The organism is Mesorhizobium sp. M1312 (assembly GCF_040318115.1).
Classification (GTDB): domain Bacteria; phylum Pseudomonadota; class Alphaproteobacteria; order Rhizobiales; family Rhizobiaceae; genus Mesorhizobium.
Genome location: NZ_JAMYLQ010000003.1, coordinates 307,899 through 320,621 on the forward strand (window position 1 = coordinate 307,899; position 12,723 = coordinate 320,621).

The following is a 12,723-nucleotide window of genomic DNA, read 5'->3' on the forward strand; positions in this document are numbered from 1 at the left end:
CTGCCGCGCGGTTACCAAGGTCCAGTCGATGCAAGCCGATCGGTGCTACTGGAACGCCGTCTCGGAAAAGCTTCTGAGCTTGCGCGAATGCAACCGTTCCATCGGCATCTCGGCGAGCTTTTCCATCGCCCTGATGCCGATGGTCAAATGCTGTGCCACCTGTCGCTTGTAGAACTCGGTCGCCATGCCGGGCAGCTTCAATTCGCCATGCAGGGGCTTGTCCGAGACGCAAAGCAGGGTGCCGTAGGGCACGCGGAAACGGAAGCCATTGGCTGCGATCGTCGCCGATTCCATGTCGAGCGCAATCGCCCTTGACTGCGACAGCCGCTGCACCGGCCCCCGCTGGTCGCGCAACTCCCAGTTGCGGTTGTCGATGGTGGCGACGGTGCCGGTGCGCATGATACGCTTGAGGTCGTAGCCGGAAAGGCCGGTGACTTCGGCGACCGCCTCCTGCAGCGCCACCTGGATTTCGGCCAGCGGCGGGATCGGCACCCAGACCGGAAGATCATCGTCCAGAACATGATCTTCCCGCACATAGGCATGCGCCAGCACATAGTCGCCCAGTGCCTGGGTGTTGCGCAGCCCGGCGCAATGGCCGAGCATCACCCAGGCATGCGGCCTGAGCACCGCAATGTGGTCGGTGATCGTCTTGGCGTTGGAGGGGCCGACGCCGATATTGACCATCGTGATGCCGCCGTGGTTCGGCTTCTTCAGATGATAGGCCGGCATCTGCGGCAGGCGCGGCGGCGCCACGCCATTGCCAGGCGCGCTTTGTCCAGCCTTGGTGACGACGTTTCCCGGCTCGACGAATTCGACGTATCCACCGCCGCCTTTCGCCATCAGCTCGTGCGCACGGGCGACGAATTCGTCGATGTAAAACTGGTAGTTGGTGAACAGCACGAAATTCTGGAAATGCTGGGGACTGGTCGCCGTATAGTGCGACATCCGGTGCAGCGAGTAGTCGATGCGTTGCGCCGTGAACGCCGCCAGCGGCCTGGCTTCGCCCAATGCCACTTCGAACGTGCCGTTGGCGATCTGGTCGTCGGTGCCGTCGAGATCCGGCACGTCGAACAGGTCACGAATCGGCCGCCTGATGCGCTCGGCCGCCGCGCCGTCGACATGGGAGCCTTCTAGGAACGCGAAATGCAGCGGGATGGGCGTCGTCGATTCCGAAACCGTGACCGGAACGCCGTGATTGCGCATGATCAGGCGAAGCTGTTCGATGAGATAGCGTTCGAAAAGGGCCGGCTGGGTTATGGTGGTCGAGAAATGCCCAGGCGTCGGCATGTGGCCGTAAGCCTGCCGCGAGTCGATCTGGGTGAATGAAGTCGTAGTGACGCCGACCTCGGGATAGAAGGCCCGGTAGCGCTTGTTGTTGTCGCCGCCCGCGGCGAGCGCCGTGAACGAATCGCGCAGAAATTTGGTGTTGCGGTCGTAGAGGACCTGCAAGGCCGCGACGGCCTTTCCGGCATCATTGAAGCTCTGCCGGCCAAACGGCTCCGGCATCACGACTGAGTCTATGGCTTGAGGATAGATTCGCTTTTCCATGACCCAATATAGAGGCTTGGCCATGCGGTTGGGAGGGGGCCAAGGGTCGTTTTTTATTTTGAATGGATTCGATGAAGGCCGATTGGCCTAGCCGCGCCGCAAGCTGACCAACAGCACAAAGCCGACGCCGTTCTTCTTCAACGCGGGCGCTTCGATCGTCGAGCCGGCATCGGCGCGCATCGTCGGCACGGCCAGTACCGGGGCCGCCAGAACCGTCAGGATGAGCGCCGCCCGCGGCAGCAACCGAAGGGTTTTGAGGGCATTGGCGGCGGTGCGGGTCATGGCTTTGCTTTTTCTCTCTCTCGGGTCTTTGTCGCTTCAGCGGCGAAATTGGTTCATGCAACCGAACCGGCAGGCGTTGGAGCTGGCTTCATCCCAGGCACGGGCCGGGCGGCCGGCCTCGGCAACCAGGATGGCGAACAACATGCCGAACAGGCTCATCAGCAGGCAGACGATGGTGAAGCGGCGGGCGAACATTGCGTGGTGTCTCCTTCAACACGCATGAGAATGCCCTGATGCAACTGAACCGGTTCTGATGCCGGCGTTCATCTGCGGTTCAAATTTATCGACGGAGTGTTGAGTGCGCCGCCACCGCGCGGTCGCCGGCCACGAGCGTCCCCCGATCTTGCTGCTGATAAGGACGAAGGATGCCCAAAAATTGCTGCTAAGTGCAGAAGGCTAAGTGCAGAAGGCGCGGCCCGCACGATCGATCCGGTGTCTCAAACAGACGGCGCAAGCAAAAACGGGGCCTTCGCAGCCCCGTTTTCAATCTGTGGCAGTCGAAACGATCAGAGCTTGTGCCAGATCTGGCTCCTGCAAATCAGCCCGCCAAGCACGCAGCCGCTCATCTTGAGCGAAGCGCCTGAGACCGAGGCCTTGCCCGAATAGGTCTTGTCGGTCTCCGGGTCGGTTATGGTCCCGGTATATTTGTTGGCGCCGGACACCTTGAACGAACCGATGCGCTTGCCGGCAAACTTGCCTGATTTGAGCGTGATGGAAAATGCACCGCCGCCGCTTGAGATGGCGGCAGTTGAACCGGCCTGCGTTTTCCAGTTGCCTTGGATCGGGTCGGCCCAAGCCGTGCCGGCCATGATCAATGTGGCCGCCAAGGCCATGCTGACTTTGCGAAACATGTTTGTCCTCCCTGTGGAACCCGGCCGGATGTTCCGCCTCCGGTCTGCCTCTTACGCAAACGTAAGCTAATTCACGTCCCGGCAAAACAAAAGCGGTGCCGCTGCGGAAGACTTCAGGATTTTCTGGTCGCCCGAAGCGGTCTCATCGGTGAGAAATGAAACGTTCGCAACTCCGTCTTTGTCTCCCGTGGTTAGCGGAGTCTTGATTTGCGCCTCGCAAATTTTCGTCAAATTTAGCCCAAAGCGGCGAAATTGCTGGCTTTGCATCGTTAATGAATTTCCGCGTTTACCTCTTGTTTTAGCTTTGTTTTCCTCAAATTAAGCACGCCACTTAACGACGGATTCAAGCCTCCGGCTCATTCTCGAAAGCATCGAAAGAGCGGCCACCCCCAAGGGTTATCAACAGATACCAAGGGACAGAACGAGGCAGCTCTCGGGAGCCTGACAGGGGCTAGAACAGGGGATTGAAATGGCACGTTTTGAAATGCCTGAAGCCGGGTTCGGCGCCATGGGGGCAACTGCCCAGGCCGACATTCTTTTCGAACTGGGCATGATGTATGCGACCGGCCGCGATTGCGAGACCGATGTCGTCGCCGCCCACAAATGGTTCAACATCGCGGCGATCAAGGGCTCGGTCCGCGCTGCGGAACTGCGCTCGGAATTGTCGGCCGCCATGTCGAAGGTCGAGATCGCCAGGGCGCTGCGCGAAGCCCGCGAATGGATGACGATGCACTAAGTTGGCCCTGAGCTCATCAGGCCCTGAATTCATCAGGCATTGAGATCACCGACACGGACGCTTCAGGTCAAGGCCGCTTAAGACGGCCGGACCGGCAAGAACAAGGCCGCGCAAGACGGTCGAACCAACAATGACAAGAACGCGGCAGGCCGGATACAGCCAGGCTGCGCGATGGACAGGGAAGGCGAGCGGTTTTCGGGCGCGGGAGCTTCCGGGGATGGTTCGATCGACAAAAGCCGCGACCGGCCGGTACAAGGCAGGCGCGGCTTTTGCGTCTTCGGACCATGATCCCAAAAAGTGGAAACCGATTTTTGGAAAAAGATCATGGTCAAACAGAAAGGCTGCAGGCCCAATTGAGTGCCGCCGATGCGCCTAGACAGGCTTGGCGAAGGGTGAGATTCTCCCGGCCACTCTGGAAGAGGCGCGGCCGGAGCGGACGCGCGAGAGTGGAGGAGTTGTATTACCATGAAAAAGTTGGGTATTTTGAGCGCGGCCATAGTCGGCCTGATGATGAGCGCGCCGGTTGCGTTCGCCGAAGACATCACCTTTTCGGTGGTCGGACCAATGACCGGGCAGCTTGCCACCATTGGCGACCAGTTCAAGCAGGGCGCGCAAGCCGCAGCCGACGCGATCAACGCCGCTGGAGGTGTCGACGGCCGCCAGATCAAGCTCGACGTCCAGGATGACCAGTGCGATCCGAAACAGGCGGTTTCGGTCGCCAACCGCATCGTTGCCAACGGTGTCAAGTTCGTCGATGGCCATGCCTGCTCGGGCTCGAGCATTCCGGCCTCCGCCGTCTACGCCGAAGCCGGTGCACTGATGATGAGCCCGGCTTCGTCGAACCCAGAGCTGACCGACGCGGCGGCGAAAGCCGGCTGGCCGACGATCATGCGCCTTTATACGCGCGACGATGCGCAGGGCGCTTTCATCGGCCCATGGATCGCCAAGAAATATGCCGGCAAGAACGTCGTTATCATGCACGACAAGAGCGCCTATGGGCAGGGCGTCGCCGACGCCGTCAAGGCAACGATGAACCAGAACGGTCTCAAAGAGATCCTTTACGAGGGCATCAACGCCGGTGAAAAAGACTACGCGGCGCTTGTCACCAAGCTCAAGGACCTGAAGGCGGATGTGGTCTATTTCGGCGGCTACCACCCCGAAGCCGGCCTCGTCCTGCGCCAGTCGGCGGAACAGAACCTCAAGTATCAGCTGATCATGCCGGACTCGATCGCCACGCCGGAATTCTGGCAGGTCGCCGGTCCGGCCGGCGAAGGCACCATGTTTGTCTTCCCGTCGGATCCGCAGGCGAAGCCCGAAGCCAAGGAAGCCATCGAAAAGATCAAGGCGGGCGGCTTCGTGCCTGAGGGCTTCACGCTGTTCTCCTATGCCGTGATCCAGGCCTTTGCCGAGGGCATTAAGCGCGCCGGCAGCGACGACCCGGCCAAGGTTGCCGAAGCGTTGAAGAACGGTGAGCCGATCAGCACGGTTGTCGGTCCTGTCACTTTCGATGAAAAGGGCGACCTCAAAAACGTCAGCTACGACATCAACCAGTGGCACGACGGCAAATACGCGCCGATCCAGCCGTAATGGCTAATGCATGTCGCGCAAAAGTGCGCAGCGGTTTTGCGATAACGACATGCATAAAAACAAGAACTAAAGCGCGTCACATGAGACGCGCTTTAGCGCCTAGCGACAATCGGAGATGGCCGGGACAGACCCGGCCATTTTCATTTTGGGCGCGCGTTTGTGACGCGTGTCTTCGACGTCGCCTGGTGGATGAACGGCGGTCAGCCGTGGGCTTCCTCGGCAAAACGCACCAGCACGGTCCCGTCGGTGACTTGTGCGCCTTCCGCTGCGATCTCGGCGATCGTCCCGTCATGAGTGGCGGAAATCGTGTGCTCCATCTTCATCGCTTCCAGGATCAACAGCGGCTGACCCTTGATGACGGCCTCGCCTCTTGCCGCGCGCACCAGCTTGACCAGACCCGGCATCGGCGCGCGCAGGCTGTCAGAGCCGGCGGCGATTTCGTCGGCCCTTGCCAACGGGTCCGGCACCGCGAAGCTGTAGCCGACGGCGCCCGAAAAGACAGTGACATGGCCCGGCCAGCGGGCAATCCGAGGGGCGGCGCGAAGATCAAGCGGATTGGCGCTGTCATAAGGTGCGTCCAGTGCCACTTGGAAGCGCTTGTCCGGCCGCACCGACACAAGCGCGAGAATATCATCCTCGCCATAGCGCAGCCGCGTGCGCCGCGGAATAGTGTGGAAATGCGCATAACCGGCAAGCGACGACCACGGATCGCCGGTCGGCGCTTGAGCCCCGGCGCCGGATGCCGCAAGTGCGGCCGCGGCGACGATCTCGCTGCTCGGCGGCGGGACTGCAGTCAGCGCTTGCTGATGCCTGCCGATCAGGCCGGTATCGACATCGCCTGCCGAAAAATCCGCGTCAGCGGCAAGAGCAGCGAGAAAGGCGGTGTTGACGGTCGAGCCGGCGATCTCGGTCTGCGAAAGGGCTGTGACTAGCGCCACGAGCGCCGCCTGCCTGCCCTTGCCGTGCACGATCAGTTTGGCGATCATTGGATCGTAGAAGGGCGAGATGGCATCGCCTGCCCGCACGCCGGTCTCGATTCGCATGCTAGCGCCCTCGGGCGCGGTATCCGGAAATTTCAGGTGATGCAGCGTGCCCGTCGCCGGCAAAAAACCCTTTGCCGCGTCCTCGGCATAGATGCGCGCCTCGAAGGCGTGACCGGAGAGCGCGATCTCGCTCTGCGTTTTCGGCAGCTTTTCGCCGGACGCCACCCGCAACTGCCACTCGACCAGATCGGTGCCGGTGACCATTTCGGTGACGGGGTGCTCGACCTGCAGACGGGTATTCATTTCCATAAACCAGAAGCGGTCGGCCTTCAGCCCTTGCGAGGCATCAACGATGAACTCGATCGTGCCAGCGCCGGAATAGTTGATTGCTTTGGCGGCCTTCACCGCCGCCTCCGTCATCGCCTTGCGCAGTGCCGGCGTCATCCCGGGGGCGGGGGCTTCCTCGACCACCTTCTGATGGCGGCGCTGCGCCGAGCAGTCGCGCTCGTAGAGATGCACGACATTGCCGAAGATATCCCCGAACACCTGAACCTCGATGTGGCGCGGCTTGTCGACATATTTCTCGACCAGCACGCGGTCGTCGCCGAAAGCGGCCTTGGCCTCGCGCCGCGCACCCGACAGCGCCTCGGAAAAGTCGTCGGGATGTTCGACGCGCCGCATGCCCTTGCCACCGCCACCGGCGCGCGCCTTGATCAGGACGGGATAACCGATCTCGCGCGCCTTGGAGGCGAGCAGCACAATCTCCTGCGCCTCGCCGTGATAGCCCGGCACGACAGGCACGCCGGCCTTCTCCATCAGCCGCTTGGCCGCGTCCTTCAGCCCCATGGCGCGGATCGAGGCCGCCGACGGGCCGATGAAGACGAGCCCCGCCGCTGTCACCTGATCGACGAACTCAGGGTTTTCCGACAGAAAACCGTAGCCGGGATGGACGGCCTCGGCGCCGGTAGCCAAAGCCGCCGCGACAATTTTGTCGCCGCTCAGATAGCTTTCGCCGACAGGCGAGGCGCCGATATGCACAGCTTCGTCGGCCATCCCGACATGCAAAGCCCCGGCGTCGGCGTCGGAATAGACGGCAACGCTGCGCACGCCCAGCTTGCGTGCCGTGCGGATCACCCGGCAAGCGATCTCGCCGCGGTTGGCGATCAGAATTTTGGCGAACATAGGACCTCCAAAGCCAGAGCTTGCCGCCAACGGCGCGAATGCTCTTCACGCGAGCTGTGGCAACACCCTGCTTTGCAGTCCGGCCATTGTCAAAGGATCGGTAAGCCAGCCTGCCTACTTGGAGGCAGCGATCTCGCAAGCTCCTCCGGTCGTGACCTTGTAGCGGCTGCGGGTGGCCTTGCAGGATTTCAACGCCGCCTCCTCGGCGGCCTTCTGTGACGGCGCATTCAGATGCGTGCCGCAGATGATGTACAGCGAAGTCACCCGCATATAAGGGGTCGTCGCATAGGCTGAATGGCCGTTGGCTGCCACATAGGCGTTGTAAGCTTTGGTGCAATCGGACTTCGGGTTTCCCGACAGGGCCGGCCAAAACCGGGTATCGCCCTTGCTTCCCGCCAGCGATTCTGCCGCGCCAAGCTCAGGCACCGCTTATATAAGCAGTCCCGCAAGTACCGACACAGTTGTTTTCTGAAAAAACTTCAGTCTCATCTTCGCCCAATCCCCATTGGTATTAGAAATGAGCAATAGCCGCGATTCTTTCGTCTGGCCAGATCGGTGAATGAAAATAAATAAATCTGAAAAGTATGGACGGGTTTAACTTACCTATGCAGGTCATGCGCTGCCAGGCGCAGCAACGCCTGTTGGTATAGGTCTGCCGTCTGCTGGTCGAAGCAGCAGAAGATGACGGTTTCCGGGACCGCGTGCTGGCCGATGAAGGCACTCACGGTGCTAACGGCGATCTCCGTCGCCTGGTCCTTTGGATATCGGTATACACCGGTTGAGATCGCCGGAAACGCCACCTTCCGGCAGTCCTTGGCGGCTGCGAGTTCGAGCGACCGGCGATAGCAGGAGGCGAGCAGCTCGGCTTCGCCTTTGCCGCCGCCTTGCCATACCGGACCGACCGTGTGGATGATGTAGCGCGCCTGCAGCCTGTAACCCCTGGTGAGTTTTGCGTCGCCGACCTTGCAGCCATTCAGCATCCGGCATTCGAACTCAAGCTCAGGACCGGCCGCACGGTGGATGGCGCCGTCGACGCCACCGCCACCCAAGAGCGAGGTGTTGGCGGCGTTGACGATGGCATCCACCGGCAGCTTGGTGATGTCGCCGATATGAACGCGAATTCTGTGGTCGATCTCGCTCATCTCACATCCTGAAGACGCCGAACTTTGTCTCCTCGATCCCGGCGTTCAGCGCGGCTGAGAGGCTGAGCGCCAGCACCTCGCGCGTCTTGGCCGGATCGATTATGCCGTCGTCCCAGAGGCGGGCTGACGAATAGAGCGGGTGGCCCTCATGCTCGTATTTCATCAGGATCGGCTTCTTGAATTTTGCCTCCTCCTCTGCGCTCCATTCCCCGCCTTTGCGCTCGATCCCCTCGCGCTTGACGACGGCCAGCACGGTGGCGGCCTGCTCGCCGCCCATCACCGAAATGCGGGCATTAGGCCACATCCAAAGAAAACGCGGCGAATAGGCGCGTCCACACATGCCGTAATTGCCGGCGCCGAACGAGCCGCCGATGATGATGGTCACCTTCGGCACGCGGGCCGTGGCGACGGCCATCACCAGCTTGGCGCCGTCCTTGGCGATGCCGCCGGCCTCGTATTTTCGCCCCACCATGAAGCCGGTGATGTTTTGCAGGAAGATCAGCGGGATCTTGCGCTGGCAGCACAGCTCGATGAAATGCGCGCCCTTCAGCGCGCTTTCGGAGAACAGCACGCCGTTGTTGGCGATGATGCCGACCGGCATGCCCTGAAGATGGGCAAAGCCGGTGACCAGCGTGGTGCCGTAATTCTGCTTGAACTCGTCGAACTCGGAGCCGTCGACGATCCGGGCGATCACTTCGCGCACGTCATAGGGCTGGCGCAGATCCGTCGGCACGATGCCGTAGAGCTCATCGGCTGCATGAAGCGGCGGAATCGGATCGCGAAGTGCCAGTTCGATCTCCTTCTTTCGATTCAGGTTCTTGACGATGCGGCGGGCGATCGCCAGCGCATGCTCGTCGTCCAGCGCATAATGGTCGGCAACGCCGGAAAGCCGCGTGTGCACATCGGCGCCACCCAGTTCCTCCGCGCTGACATCCTCGCCAGTGGCGGCCTTCACCAGCGGCGGGCCGCCGAGGAAGATGGTCGCCTGGTTGCGCACCATGATCGTCTCGTCCGACATCGCCGGCACATAGGCGCCACCCGCCGTGCACGAACCCATGACGCAGGCGATCTGCGGAATGCCGGCGGCCGACATTTTGGCCTGATTGTAGAAGATGCGGCCGAAATGGTCGCGGTCGGGAAACACCTCGTCCTGGTTGGGCAGATTGGCGCCGCCGCTGTCGACCAGATAGACGCAAGGCAGTTTGTTCTGCAGCGCGATCTCCTGGGCGCGCAGATGCTTCTTCACGGTCAGCGGATAATAGGTGCCGCCCTTCACCGTGGCGTCGTTGACGACGACCATGACTTCGGTGCCTTCGACCCGGCCGATGCCGGCGATGATGCCGGCCGACGAGATGTCCTCGCCATACATCGACCATGCGGCGAACTGGCCGATTTCGAGGAAGGGCGAGCCGGTGTCGAGTAGTTGGGCGAGGCGCTCACGCGGCAAAAGCTTGCCGCGGCTCTGGTGGCGTTCACGCGCTTCCTCCGAGCCGCCGCGCTCGACGGCGGCAGCTTTTTCCGCGATGTCTGCGACCAGCGCCCGCATGCGCTCGGCATTAGCGCGGAAGGTGTCGGAGGCGGGCGAGATCTGCGAGGTGAGGGTGGTCATGGCGCTACCGGATCAGTTCGATCTTGCAGCCGATATCCAGGTCACCCCAGTCGCGGTCGGCGGTGACGGCAATGGCATTCTCGCAAATTGCCAGTGCGAGGCAGGCCCGGTCGCCCAACGACAAGCCGCGATGTCGCGTCAGCTCGCGAAGCTGCCCGGCTGCGATGCCCATCGCTTCGTCGAAGACGGCGACCGGCATGCCGAGGCTGGCGAGGTCGTCCGCGGCCTCTTCCAGGCTGCGTCCCCTGTCGATCAGCTTGGCGATGATTTCGGCCGCATTGACGGAACTGCATTGTGCGTCCGGCGCGAAACCCAGGGCGATATCGGTGCCTTTCTCGTTGAGCAGGATCGCAAGCGCCGCCGAGCTGTCCATGACGTAGGGTTTCATTTCGCTCCCTTCCTCGCCGTCCCTTCGGCATGAAGCCGGTCCAAACGCTCATCGCTTCGGCGCTGTTCTTCCCGCCGCTCCTTCAGAAATTCATCGACGACACTTTCCTCAGGCTTTTTCAACGCCGACAATTCCGCCTGGACGCGCCGCAGATTCCGAAGCCACGACCTTACCCGCAGCTCGCCGTTCTCGACATGAAGGATCAAGTCTTCACCGGGCTTCACGCCCATTTCCTCGCGCATCGCAGCCGGGATGACGAAGCGTCCGCCCTCGCCAAGTCTGACGCGCTCGCGTTTCGCTGGAACCCGGAGCGGAGTTTTCCGAGCTCCGGCCTCGAATTGTGTTTGCGGATTTTCGTCAGACCCAGCCTTTCTCGTTCCGTTCGCCATAGTCTGCCTCGTTCTAGAAATGTGGCATATTCTAGGATTATGGCACGATTTTCTATATGTGGCAATTTTTTCGATAGCGCCGCTAGACCCCCTCTGCCATGATCTCCCGCCCGATCAACCAGCGGCGGATTTCGCTGGTGCCGGCGCCGATCTCGTAGAGCTTGGCGTCGCGCAAAACCCGGCCGGTCGGATAGTCGTTGATGTAGCCATTGCCGCCGAGCAACTGGATGGCGTCGAGCGCCATCTGTGTCGCCTTCTCGGCTGCGAACAGCACGCATGCGGCGGCGTCCTTGCGGCTCGTCTGACCGCGGTCGCAGGCGGCGGCGACGGCATAGACGTAGGCGCGCGCGGCGTTCATCAGCGTATACATGTCGGCGAGCTTGCCTTGCACCAGCTGGAACTCGCCGATAGGCTGGCCGAACTGCTTGCGTTCGTGCACATAGGGGACCGCCACATCGAGGCACGCCGCCATCAGCCCGATCGGGCCGCCGGCGAGCACGGTGCGCTCGTAATCGAGGCCCGACATCAGCACTTCGACGCCGCGGCCTTCCTCGTGCAGCACATTGTCGAACGGCACCTCGACGTTCTCGAACACCAGTTCGCCGGTGTTCGAGCCGCGCATGCCGAGCTTGTCGAGCTTTTGCGCGACGGAAAACCCGGCAAAAGCCTTTTCGACGATGAAGGCGGTGATGCCGCGCGAATGGAGCTCTGGATCGGTCTTGGCATAGACGACCAGTGTTTCGGCATCCGGGCCGTTGGTAATCCACATCTTGGTGCCGTTGAGCACGTAGCGGTCGTTGCGCTTTTCGGCGCGCAGTTTAAGCGACACGACGTCGGAGCCGGCGCCGGATTCCGACATTGCCAGCGCGCCGACCTTTTCGCCGCTGCACAGCGCAGGCAGATATTTTTCCTTCTGCGCCGGCGTCGCCCAGCGATTGATCTGGTTGACGCAGAGGTTGGAATGGGCGCCGTAGGAGAGGCCGACCGAGGCCGAGGCGCGCGAAATCTCTTCCATCGCAACCACATGGGCGAGATAGCCCATGCCGGTGCCGCCGAATTCCGGATCGGCGGTGATGCCGAGCAGGCCGAGCGCACCGAGCTCGGCCCACAGATGCGCCGGAAATTCATTCGAGCGGTCGATCTCGGCGGCGATCGTCGCGATCTTGTCTTGGGCGAAGCGCCGCACCAGGTCGCGCAGCGCCTCGATGTCTTCGTCAAGCCCGAAGTTAAGTGTGTGCGTGTACATGCCGTTCCTCCCGGCGCATGCCCCGAAATCGAATCGATTTTCGCGGTGGATCATGCGCAAAATCAAAGTGCTACAGCGTCCTTTGCTCGCCTGGCGCTGTAGGTCGTTGTCGCCCCGTGGGCCTTTGCTCCAACCAGGCGCATCGTCATTGAAAGATATGTGGCGGTTACCTCCGAGATCGATAGCCGCTCGCCCGGCCGGAACCAGACGATGACGCCGGTCATCATCTGGATCAGCGCCATGGCCGTCAGCCCTGTGTCTTCGACGCTGAAGTCGCCGACCTCTGCGCCGTCGCGCAGAATGGCGCGCAGCTCCTTTTCATAGATCGTGCGCATACGCAGGATCTGCGTCAGGCGGTCATGCGACAGGCTGCGCAATTCCATGTTCGAGACATGGGTGGAGTGGCGGCGTTCGATGTGGAATGCGATGTGGTTTTCGACATAGGCGGCGAGCCGCGTCGCCGGATCGGCCACGACAGGGCGCGCCGCATTCCATGCCTCAATCAGCCCTTCCATGTGCTCGCGCATCAACGTGAACAAGAGGTCTTCCTTGGTCGGAAAATAGCGGTAGAGCGCCGCGGCCTGCACGCCGACCTCGGCGGCCAGCTTGCGCATCGACATCGCCTCGTAGCCGAGACGTGCGATCAGGTTCACCGCCGCCTCGCGGACCGCTGCTTCGGTCTTTTCCCCGTCGGATCCGGTCGTGCGCGCCATGGTCGCCTCATGGAGAGGCCAAATAATAAAACGAACGTTCAATTAATTCAAGGAGTGGGTCGCATTT

General features: G+C 61.7%; 14 protein-coding genes. 2 read left to right on the forward strand and 12 right to left on the reverse strand.

Going from position 1 to position 12,723, the window contains the following annotated elements; translation table 11 throughout:
* Positions 1-45: 45 nt before the first annotated feature.
* The 4 genes from NKH36_RS06675 to NKH36_RS06690 all read right to left on the reverse strand — a co-directional run bounded on the left by NKH36_RS06675 (position 46) and on the right by NKH36_RS06690 (position 2,681).
* A complete protein-coding gene (locus NKH36_RS06675; RefSeq protein ID WP_352960815.1) occupies positions 46-1,506 on the reverse strand; it encodes an AMP nucleosidase in 1,461 nt (486 codons plus the stop codon).
* Between the two features lie 129 nt (positions 1,507-1,635).
* On the reverse strand, positions 1,636-1,830 hold the full coding sequence (locus tag NKH36_RS06680; protein ID WP_352960817.1) for a hypothetical protein: 195 nt from the start codon (positions 1,828-1,830) through the stop codon (positions 1,636-1,638).
* 36 nt (positions 1,831-1,866) lie between these two features.
* Positions 1,867-2,025, reverse strand: a complete 159-nt coding sequence (locus NKH36_RS06685; RefSeq protein ID WP_164783594.1) for a hypothetical protein — start codon at positions 2,023-2,025, stop codon at positions 1,867-1,869.
* A 311-nt stretch (positions 2,026-2,336) separates the two neighbouring features.
* A complete protein-coding gene (locus NKH36_RS06690) occupies positions 2,337-2,681 on the reverse strand; it encodes a DUF2147 domain-containing protein (protein ID WP_352960819.1) in 345 nt (114 codons plus the stop codon).
* Between the two features lie 469 nt (positions 2,682-3,150).
* On the opposite strand from NKH36_RS06690, the gene NKH36_RS06695 reads away from it, so the two are divergent.
* Both NKH36_RS06695 and NKH36_RS06700 read left to right on the forward strand, forming a co-directional pair.
* Positions 3,151-3,417, forward strand: a complete 267-nt coding sequence (locus NKH36_RS06695; RefSeq protein WP_027152750.1) for an SEL1-like repeat protein — start codon at positions 3,151-3,153, stop codon at positions 3,415-3,417.
* A gap of 465 nt (positions 3,418-3,882) precedes the next feature.
* Positions 3,883-5,004 (forward strand): branched-chain amino acid ABC transporter substrate-binding protein, encoded by a 1,122-nt coding sequence (locus tag NKH36_RS06700; RefSeq protein ID WP_352960822.1) that lies wholly within the window; start codon positions 3,883-3,885, stop codon positions 5,002-5,004.
* Between the two features lie 200 nt (positions 5,005-5,204).
* Here NKH36_RS06700 and NKH36_RS06705 read toward each other — a convergent pair whose 3' ends face one another.
* From NKH36_RS06705 to NKH36_RS06740, 8 genes are all read right to left on the reverse strand, one after another.
* Positions 5,205-7,169: an acetyl/propionyl/methylcrotonyl-CoA carboxylase subunit alpha gene (locus tag NKH36_RS06705; RefSeq protein WP_352960824.1), complete on the reverse strand. Its 1,965-nt coding sequence runs from the start codon at positions 7,167-7,169 to the stop codon at positions 5,205-5,207.
* A gap of 114 nt (positions 7,170-7,283) precedes the next feature.
* A complete protein-coding gene (locus NKH36_RS06710) occupies positions 7,284-7,595 on the reverse strand; it encodes a hypothetical protein (protein ID WP_352960826.1) in 312 nt (103 codons plus the stop codon).
* 173 nt (positions 7,596-7,768) lie between these two features.
* Positions 7,769-8,311 carry an O-acetyl-ADP-ribose deacetylase gene (locus NKH36_RS06715; RefSeq protein ID WP_352960828.1) on the reverse strand — a complete coding sequence of 181 codons (543 nt, stop codon included), beginning with the start codon at positions 8,309-8,311 and terminating at the stop codon, positions 7,769-7,771.
* Between the two features lies 1 nt (position 8,312).
* On the reverse strand, positions 8,313-9,920 hold the full coding sequence (locus tag NKH36_RS06720; RefSeq protein WP_352960830.1) for a carboxyl transferase domain-containing protein: 1,608 nt from the start codon (positions 9,918-9,920) through the stop codon (positions 8,313-8,315).
* 4 nt (positions 9,921-9,924) lie between these two features.
* Positions 9,925-10,308: a type II toxin-antitoxin system VapC family toxin gene (locus NKH36_RS06725; protein WP_352960832.1), complete on the reverse strand. Its 384-nt coding sequence runs from the start codon at positions 10,306-10,308 to the stop codon at positions 9,925-9,927.
* Positions 10,305-10,697, reverse strand: coding sequence for an AbrB/MazE/SpoVT family DNA-binding domain-containing protein (locus NKH36_RS06730; RefSeq protein WP_352960834.1), 393 nt, complete (start codon positions 10,695-10,697; stop codon positions 10,305-10,307). The genes NKH36_RS06725 and NKH36_RS06730 overlap by 4 nt, the downstream gene beginning before the upstream one ends.
* An 82-nt stretch (positions 10,698-10,779) precedes the next feature.
* Positions 10,780-11,943 (reverse strand): isovaleryl-CoA dehydrogenase, encoded by a 1,164-nt coding sequence (locus NKH36_RS06735; RefSeq protein WP_352960836.1) that lies wholly within the window; start codon positions 11,941-11,943, stop codon positions 10,780-10,782.
* Between the two features lie 62 nt (positions 11,944-12,005).
* Positions 12,006-12,656 (reverse strand): TetR/AcrR family transcriptional regulator, encoded by a 651-nt coding sequence (locus NKH36_RS06740; protein ID WP_352960838.1) that lies wholly within the window; start codon positions 12,654-12,656, stop codon positions 12,006-12,008.
* Between the last annotated feature and the right edge of the window lie 67 nt (positions 12,657-12,723).

Bases quoted from the DNA above. Each gene is read 5' to 3' on its own strand.
- NKH36_RS06695 (WP_027152750.1), top strand. From the start codon at position 3,151: ATGGCACGTTTTGAAATGCCTGAAGCCGGGTTCGGCGCCATGGGGGCA.
- NKH36_RS06740 (WP_352960838.1), bottom strand. From the start codon at position 12,656: ATGGCGCGCACGACCGGATCCGACGGGGAAAAGACCGAAGCAGCGGTC.
- NKH36_RS06690 (WP_352960819.1), bottom strand. From the start codon at position 2,681: ATGTTTCGCAAAGTCAGCATGGCCTTGGCGGCCACATTGATCATGGCC.
- NKH36_RS06685 (WP_164783594.1), bottom strand. From the start codon at position 2,025: ATGTTCGCCCGCCGCTTCACCATCGTCTGCCTGCTGATGAGCCTGTTC.
- NKH36_RS06735 (WP_352960836.1), bottom strand. From the start codon at position 11,943: ATGTACACGCACACACTTAACTTCGGGCTTGACGAAGACATCGAGGCG.
- NKH36_RS06700 (WP_352960822.1), top strand. From the start codon at position 3,883: ATGAAAAAGTTGGGTATTTTGAGCGCGGCCATAGTCGGCCTGATGATG.
- NKH36_RS06675 (WP_352960815.1), bottom strand. From the start codon at position 1,506: ATGCCGGAGCCGTTTGGCCGGCAGAGCTTCAATGATGCCGGAAAGGCC.
- NKH36_RS06680 (WP_352960817.1), bottom strand. From the start codon at position 1,830: ATGACCCGCACCGCCGCCAATGCCCTCAAAACCCTTCGGTTGCTGCCG.
- NKH36_RS06705 (WP_352960824.1), bottom strand. From the start codon at position 7,169: ATGTTCGCCAAAATTCTGATCGCCAACCGCGGCGAGATCGCTTGCCGG.
- NKH36_RS06730 (WP_352960834.1), bottom strand. From the start codon at position 10,697: ATGGCGAACGGAACGAGAAAGGCTGGGTCTGACGAAAATCCGCAAACA.
- NKH36_RS06715 (WP_352960828.1), bottom strand. From the start codon at position 8,311: ATGAGCGAGATCGACCACAGAATTCGCGTTCATATCGGCGACATCACC.
- NKH36_RS06725 (WP_352960832.1), bottom strand. From the start codon at position 10,308: ATGAAACCCTACGTCATGGACAGCTCGGCGGCGCTTGCGATCCTGCTC.
- NKH36_RS06720 (WP_352960830.1), bottom strand. From the start codon at position 9,920: ATGACCACCCTCACCTCGCAGATCTCGCCCGCCTCCGACACCTTCCGC.